1 protein-coding gene is annotated in these 916 nt (G+C 44.2%); it reads right to left on the reverse strand.

The window, feature by feature from the left end:
- Positions 1-794 (reverse strand): carbohydate-binding domain-containing protein (locus R7Q46_RS25600; protein ID WP_318078002.1); only part of this gene is annotated, 794 nt, incomplete at its 3' end.
- Between the last annotated feature and the right edge of the window lie 122 nt (positions 795-916).

Below are 916 nucleotides of genomic sequence, written 5' to 3' on the forward strand. Positions count from 1 at the left end.
CTTACAGGAAGATCACCACGAACATCCACACCTCCCACTTCTGCACGGTCTTGAATTGCTGCGAACTGAGCCGCATCAAATACGTCTTTAGGCAGCGCAATACCTTCTGTAATATCGACTTTGCCTTTGCCCGCCTCAACGTGCATTGGCGTTGGTAACAACGTCGTGGAGACGTCTTGTTTCACTAAGTCGTCGTTCTTCACGAAACGCGATACCGCACTGGCAAAGATGTTGTTGTCATCTGGTGTACGTTTTAGGTTATTACCCTCAAGACCAGTGACAAAAGAAGCCACATCTTCAGTATTGAGAGAAGCGATCATTTTAGGTTCAGCGTTTGGCGCTGCAACAAATGCACCCGGCATAAAGTCTGTTTCAAAAAGCTGCCAGTATTCACCGATCAGAGGAAGAACAACCTCTTCACCCGCTGCAAAACCATCAAACTTATCAGTTGGTTCAAGTTTGTGTAGATCACCCGTTACGCGAGAGATTTTAAACTGTTCATTGTCGACATCTAGGATCAAACGAATGCTGTGAAAGTAGATCGCCCAATCTTTTGAGTTAACTGCTTCGCCTTGGTTTACTAGCGTCATGTTGACCTTGTTACAAGATGCCCACTCAGCGCCCAAATCCTGACATGCCAGCCCCTCATTAGCACCATGGTTAGTGAGCACTTGATACTGGATATCAAGGTTATCAGCCAGTGAATTTACAACTTGTTGCTCAGAGCTTTGCAGAGCAGAACAACCTGCTAGTGTTGCGATAACAGAAGCAGCAATCAAACTAGGTTTCAACATCTTACTTTCCCCAAAAAGTCAGTGGTTCAAAACGACAATTACGCAATTTAAAAGCACCCAAATCTGTGGTGCTCAACAATGTCATTCAACATACAATCAGTTATTTCTAAGCGTAAAATAAA

The organism is Vibrio sp. 811 (genome assembly GCF_033339195.1).